This is a genomic window from Nocardiopsis alkaliphila YIM 80379 (genome assembly GCF_000341005.1).
Lineage (GTDB): Bacteria > Actinomycetota > Actinomycetes > Streptosporangiales > Streptosporangiaceae > Nocardiopsis > Nocardiopsis alkaliphila.
Genome location: NZ_ANBD01000012.1, coordinates 1 through 3,064 on the forward strand (window position 1 = coordinate 1; position 3,064 = coordinate 3,064).

2 protein-coding genes are annotated in these 3,064 nt (G+C 71.2%); both read left to right on the forward strand.

The window, feature by feature from the left end; genetic code table 11:
- Nucleotides 1-2,020: helix-turn-helix transcriptional regulator (locus D472_RS29260; protein WP_017602792.1), on the forward strand; the 2,020-nt coding region annotated here is incomplete at its 5' end.
- A gap of 122 nt (nt 2,021-2,142) precedes the next feature.
- Nucleotides 2,143-3,064: S8 family serine peptidase (locus tag D472_RS0101800; protein WP_017602793.1), on the forward strand; the 922-nt coding region annotated here is incomplete at its 3' end.

Genomic DNA, 3,064 nt, shown 5'->3' on the forward strand with positions numbered 1-3,064 from the left:
CGTCCTGAACACCCCCGCGACCGAAGACGACCTGTCCGCCGTCGCCCACCTGAACACCCACCGCGCCCGCAAAGCCCTGGCACAAGCCCGCCGGCTCGGCCTCCTCCACCCCCTGGGACCCACCACCCTGGCCCCCGCCACCCCACTTTTGGCCCACGTCTGCCACCACGCCCTACCCCACGACCAACACCGCCGCCTGCACCGCGCCGCCCTCACCCTCCTGTCCCGCCGCCCCGACCCCGACCACACCGCCCTGGCCCGCCACGCCCGCGAAGCCGGCGCCTTCGACACCTGGACCGACCACGCCGAACAAGCCGCCGACACCGCCCTGGCCCACGGCGAGGACACCACCGCCGTACAACTACTCAGCGACGCCCTGACCCGACACGACCTACCCCCCACACGCCGCTGCGCCCTGGCACTCAAACTCGGCCGCGCCGCACTGACCGGCATCCACCCCGACCACACCATCACCCTGCTACGCCACACACTGCACACCCCCGGCCTGACCACCATCCAACGCGGCGAACTACGCATGGAACTGGGCCTGCTCCTGCTCAACCAGGCCTCCCAGAACCACACCGCCCGCAGCGAACTGGTCCGCGCCGTGGCCGAACTCTCCTCCCGCCCCGCCCTGGCCGCCCGCGCCATGTGCGCCCTGGCCGTGCCCTGCTGCACCCCCGACTCGGTGACCACCCACCGCCGCTGGATGGAACAGGCCGTCCGAGCCGCCGATCGCAGCCAGGACACCGACGTGCAAATGACCGTACGCGTCAACCACGCCACCCTGCTCGCCCAGATCGGCGACCCCACCGCCTGGGACATGGCCCCACCCCGCCCCGGCACCGCCGGACACCCTCGCACCCCCGCCCGCGACCGCGAATTCGCCCGCGCCTGCCTCAACCTCGCCGACGCCGCCGTCATGCTGGGCCACTACGACCGCGCCGACCACCACCTGGCCCACGCCACCGACGTCCTCACCCGCACCGACGTCCCCTACATCCACGAAAGCGCAGGGGCCCTGCACCTGATGCTGGACTGGGCCCGCGGCCACTGGGACGACCTGGCCCAACGCACCGAACTGGACCTGCGCTCCCCACGCTTGGCCCGCCTACACGCGGTCACCGCCGAACTCACCATCATCCGCGCCGCCTTGGCCCTGGCCCACGGCGAACACACCCGGGCCCGCACCCACCTGGACCGACTCCACCCCACCCCGGACCTGCCCGAATCGGCCGAACCCGACCACTCCGTACCGGTCCTGGCCTTCGCCGCCGGCCTACGCGCCCGCATGGCCCTGGCCCAAGGCCACCACACCACCGCCTGGCAACACGTACAGGCCCTGGTCGCCCTCGTGGCCGGCAAAGGCATCTGGGTGTGGGCCGCCGACCTGGTCCCGGGCATCCAAGCCCTGATCTGGAGCCAACGCCCCGCCATCGCCCAAGACCTGTGCGTCAGGTTCCGAGCCGGCCTACGCGGCACCAACGCCCCGGCCGCCCAAGCCGCACTTCTTCGCCTGGAGGCCACCCTGGCCCACCACCAAGGCCACCACGACAAAGCCCAACACCTGTACGCCCAATGCGCGGCCGCCTACAAGGACATGCCCCGCCCCTACGACGCCGCCCTGGTCACCGAAGAAGCCGCACGCGCCCACCTGAACACCAACGAACACACCCACGAGCCGGCCTTGACCACCCTGGGCACCACCCTGGAGCAGTACACCCACCTGGGCGCCTCCTGGGACGCCACCCGCCTACGCCGCCTCCTACGCGAACACGGCGTGAGCACCCCCGCCCCTCGCTCCCACGGTGAAGGCGACCCCCGCCTGTCCCCACGCGAAAACGAGGTCACCACCTTGGCCGCACACGGCCACACCAACCGCCAGATCGCCGACCTACTCCACCTGTCCACTCGCACCGTGGAAACCCACGTGGCCAACGCCCTGGCCAAACTGGGCCTGCGTTCCCGCCGCGAACTACCCCCACCCACCCCCACCACCCACCCACACCCCCCTACGTAGTCGCCCACCCCGACCCGAACCACGTAGCGACTACGTATTGCCCCCCACCCGAGCGCCATCAAAGATGACTGGCGGGTGGCCACCCTTCCTCCACATCCCCCACCACAGAAGGGCCCCTCCACATGCGCAAGCTCGGTGCCGTGCTCGCGGCCGCCGCGTTACTGCCCGCCCTGATGGCCTCACCCGCCGCCGCAGACCCCGAACCGCCCTCCTTCCTGGACCTGAGCGACCCCACCGAACACACCTACATCGTCGTCCTGGACGAGAACGCCGACCCCCACAAGGTCGCCCAACGCCACGACGACGACCCCCTTGGCGTGTACGAACACGCCCTGACCGGTTACGCCGCCGACATGACCGGCAGCGAGGCCGCCGACCTGCTCACCGACCCCCAGGTCGCCTTCATCCAACCCGACCAGGTCGTACACGCCTTCGACCAGGACATCCCCAACGGCATCGCCCGTGTCTTCGCCCCCGACAACCCCAACCTCGACATCAACGGCCAACAGGACTACGTACCCGACGTGGCCATCGCCGTCCTGGACACCGGAGTGGACGGCTCCCACCCCGACCTGAACGTCGTCGACTCCGTCGACTGCACCAGCGGCACCTGCACCGCCAACGACCCCACCGACGGCAACGGCCACGGCACCCACGTCGCCGGCAGCGCCGCCGCCATCGACAACGACCTGGGCGTGGTCGGTGTGGCCCCCGGCGCCCAGGTGTGGAACGTCCAGGTCCTCAACGCCGCCGGCAGCGGCAGCCTGGCCGGTATCGCCGCCGGAGTCGACTACGTCACCGCCAACGCCGACCAGATCGGCGTGGCCAACATGAGCCTGGGCTGCGAAGGCTGCTCCGACCAGGCCCTGACCCAGGCCATCACCAACTCCGTGGCCCAAGGCGTGGCCTACGCGGTGGCCGCCGGCAACAGCGCCCGCGACGCCGCGAACTTCTTCCCCGCCAACCACCCCGACGTGCTCACCGTCTCCTCCATGGCCGACTCCGACGGTGCGCCCGGCGGCAACGGCGGCACCCTGACCTGCC